This window comes from Bacillus sp. C30, from assembly GCF_040838255.1.
Lineage (GTDB): Bacteria > Bacillota > Bacilli > Bacillales > Bacillaceae_G > Bacillus_A > Bacillus_A mycoides.
On the sequence record NZ_JBFPJH010000353.1, the window covers coordinates 1 to 3,216 of the forward strand.

Sequence of the window (3,216 nt, forward strand, 5' to 3'; positions counted from 1 at the left end):
CATTATTTTTTGCTTTCCCTTTTCTTATAAAAAGAGTATACTAGATTAGAACGTATGTTCTTAATAATTACATACAGTAAGGAGATAGAACAATGGTATACGACACAAAAGCAATTTCTTGGAATGCATCTTTAAAACAACTTCAACGCCGCTATACAAACAAACAAGTTGACCGAAAAGAATTTGAAGATATTGAACTGATGGAATTCTTCCGCGATAACGACTACATTCCTTTACCTACACATATAAGCGGCCTATCAACAACACGTTTTACTTCTTACTCTATTTTCACAACTGAAGATAAAGATCGTAAAGTTGGCACACTCATCATTGAATATGTAGAAAATGACAATGATATTTTATGTGTTGAACAACTATACTTCGTTTAAATCACAACGCTTGGTCAAAATGATCAAGCGTTCTTGCTTTCTATGAATCTCATTGCTTATAATATAAATAAAATACAAAATATTGCTTTCGTTAAAGGAGGGCATACAATTGCTTGAAGGATGGTTTAGTTGGTTTATAGTCGTTTGGACTGTTGTATTATTAGGGCTTATGTCCATTGGTGGATATTTCATGTTCAGAAAATTCCTAAAACGGTTACCAAAAGAAGACGGTATGTCCATTTTGGATTGGGAAGATCACTATATTAATAAAACAAGACACTTATGGGCTGACGAACAAAAACAATTGTTAGAAGAACTAGTAAGTCCCGTTCCGGAATTATTTCGCGATGTTGCTAAGTCAAAAATTGCTGGCAAAATCGGAGAACTAGCATTACAAGAAAATGCCTCTAAAATTACACAAGATTTAATTATTAAAGGATATATCATCGCCACACCAAAGCGTGATCATAAATTTTTAGTTAAAAAACTACAAGAAAAAAAGATTGATTATTCTAACTATAAAACTTTACTTGCAAAGTAAGCCCATTATTCCTTATAAAAAAGATTGCTATTTTATAGCAATCTTTTTTATAAGCTCAACTTACAGTTACTGATTTTGTAGCAATTAATCTCGCTTTCGCTAAATCTATCTGTAACCCTACAGCACTCGTATAAATCGTATCACCAGTACCTGTAATATTTACAGAGGTATATGTTGTATTCGCAGCAATTCATCCTGTTGCATTTATATTTGCAATATTAGATTCGGCTCAAGACACTTAAGCTAAGCGAAATTTCGTCATTAACATTCCACTTTCATGTTGTATCAGTACCATCAAGTGGAGTAATTGTTAATGAAGGAACGTCTCCTATACGATCCAACCTAATCTAACTTAGCCACCAATTACCGGTGATAAAACTTCAAACCAAATAGTATTCCTTATATCGGTCCATTCATAACGTCAAACTTAAATTGCTTCTTCGATGGTCGACAATTTATACATCACAACTAGAATTGAGGAAGTTACCTTTCAGTGATTAACAAAAAACAACGTCTAATCAGACGTTGTTTCTTTATACATATAACACTCTTTACGTTAACTTCATATCTTTTTCATTATAAAAACCGTCTTCTTTTTCCATTTCCTTCTGTAATTTCGTAAAGGAACGGTACATTGCAATTCTCCATGACACAATCATCGCGAACGCCAGTAAGAAGAACATGCCACTAAGTTGTCCTAAATCAAGAGATTGGCTTAAGTATGTTTTAAATACAATCCGCACGACAAGTAATCCAATTAGTATAAAAACAAATGCTTTTGAACGCTTCAAATAAATCTCTTGTCCTCTAATTTCAAATTTAGATGTTTTAATAAGAAAAATAGAGAAAAACAAACCGACGCCAATTGCTTCTAACATTTCTGCTGGAGTTAATCGAAATTCAGGAAAAACAAACATCAACGCTCCCGTGCTCATAAAAAATGGGGGAAGTATAATTTTTTTCAATGTTGCAGGTTTCTTAGCTGCTTTTAAACGAATAAACATCGCACCGACAGCCATACAAACAGCAACAATACTTGATAACAGAACTATGTTCATATTTTCTCATCCTTTTTTGTGGCTATATGCAAAATATAATTTTATTATATGCTTTTCCGTTAGTATTTCCAACATTTTCACAGAATAATACTAAAAACCGGTAAAACCACCAAATAAACTTGAGAAATATACGATAATTTTCGTCATCCAGTTAAAATATAGGAAGATACCCATGACAATCATAACGTATCCTCCAATCTTCATGAATTTCATACTATTTCTTTTAATCCAAGACATTTTCGTAATAAAGAATGAAAGTACGAAAAACGGGATAGCAAATCCAAGTATGTAAGCAATCATATAAATCATTGCCGATTCTGGATTTGTTGCAGCTAATCCAATTACAGACACTAATATAGGTCCAGTACAAGGTGTCCATCCAGCAGCAAAAGCCAATCCAATTAAAACTGAACCAAAATAACCACTCGGACGATTTTTAAACGTAAATTTACGGTCTTGCATTAAAAACTTCGGTTTAAACACACCGACAATAATAAGACCAAACACGATGATAAATATACCGCCTAACTGTCTAATTAAATCTTTATAATTTGTAAAGATGCCTCCAATAAAACTTGTACCAAATCCAATTGCAATAAAAATAATTGAAAAACCAAGTAAGAAAAACGCTGTATGTATCATACTTCTTTTGCGAAGCATTGCATTTTCTTCTTTCAATTCAGAAACCGACATACCTGTTATATATGATAAAAATGCCGGATAAAGCGGTAAGCAACATGGGGATATAAATGATAAGAACCCAGCTCCAAACGCTAAAAAAATACTAATATCTTGCATCATTCCACTCCTCTCCTCTTCAATATTGTAGCAAAAACAATTGAAAATACTATGGACATTTCATGAATTCACTTTTCCAACATGACAATAAGAAAAACTACCCTTTCACACATTTTCTAATAAAACGTTTTCATTCCCTTCTATTATATAGAAAAATCTCAATTGAATTATGAAACTCTTTCTAAGAGTTACTAACATAACAAAGGTTCCACAGTTTCTCAAATGATTAGCACATTACAATTGACTTCACACCTATTGGCCTTAAAAATTTTTTTCAAATGCTGTCTTTATACAACATAAAGCTGATTTTACAATACTTTAATTATTATTAATTTCAAGATTATGCATAAATATCATACTTTTATTATTATTCTATAAAATTTTGCACTTTTCTTTCATTTGACCCTTCATTTTTAATTTTGTATACTTC

The 3,216-nt window shown here is 31.8% G+C and carries 4 protein-coding genes; 2 read left to right on the plus strand and 2 right to left on the minus strand.

What is annotated here, in order from left to right; genetic code table 11:
* Positions 1 to 92 precede the first annotated feature (92 nt).
* Together AB3X49_RS20050 and AB3X49_RS20055 are read left to right on the plus strand one after the other, a co-directional pair.
* Entirely contained in the window at positions 93 to 389 is a 297-nt protein-coding gene (locus tag AB3X49_RS20050) for a hypothetical protein (RefSeq protein ID WP_002033506.1), read from the plus strand.
* Positions 390 to 498: 109 nt separating this feature from the next.
* Entirely contained in the window at positions 499 to 930 is a 432-nt protein-coding gene (locus tag AB3X49_RS20055) for a DUF2621 domain-containing protein (protein ID WP_341306104.1), read from the plus strand.
* Between the two features lie 551 nt (positions 931 to 1,481).
* On the opposite strand, the gene AB3X49_RS20060 is transcribed toward AB3X49_RS20055, so the two are convergent.
* Together AB3X49_RS20060 and ccdA are read right to left on the minus strand one after the other, a co-directional pair.
* Positions 1,482 to 1,988, minus strand: coding sequence for a CcdC family protein (locus tag AB3X49_RS20060; protein ID WP_002014224.1), 507 nt, complete (start codon positions 1,986 to 1,988; stop codon positions 1,482 to 1,484).
* A 90-nt stretch (positions 1,989 to 2,078) separates the two neighbouring features.
* On the minus strand, positions 2,079 to 2,786 hold the full coding sequence (gene ccdA, locus AB3X49_RS20065) for a cytochrome c-type biogenesis protein CcdA (protein WP_001152684.1): 708 nt from the start codon (positions 2,784 to 2,786) through the stop codon (positions 2,079 to 2,081).
* Positions 2,787 to 3,216: the final 430 nt, after the last annotated feature.